The following is a 344-nucleotide window of genomic DNA, read 5'->3' as shown; positions in this document are numbered from 1 at the left end:
TTACTTTCGTGCAGTGACAGTTTGATTTTTCACAACCGCAGTGCTTAGCCCCCATCGCATTGGTACCACATGCAAGCATTCTTTCTATACAAGTTATTTGCCACAGATTGAAGGTATGAGCGTGCTTCCATAGCGTCTTTTCCCAAGCATTGTCTTTTTCAAAAAGTAGCTTAGTGGCACGAGGGATAAATTCTTTTTGGGCATGACGTCGGCGTCTGTAGTTGCGTGCCAAGAGGTACTTAATTCGAGATAATAAAGGATGCAGAGATCATAGCGTCAATTGAATTTATGTTGAATACATAATTTAACGCGGCCTCGCTCGATGCGCAGCATCGCTATCTTGG

Annotated in this window: 1 pseudogene; it reads right to left on the bottom strand. The window is 43.3% G+C overall.

The annotated features are described in order from the left end of the window. Nucleotides 1–232: pseudogene (locus HC723_RS17105) on the bottom strand (IS91-like element ISVa3 family transposase); the annotation flags it as partial. Nucleotides 233–344 lie beyond the last annotated feature (112 nt).

This window comes from Vibrio sp. S11_S32, assembly GCF_014694465.1.
In the GTDB taxonomy this organism is placed as follows: domain Bacteria; phylum Pseudomonadota; class Gammaproteobacteria; order Enterobacterales; family Vibrionaceae; genus Vibrio; species Vibrio algicola.
This window is presented reverse-complemented; position numbering and strand designations above follow the sequence as displayed.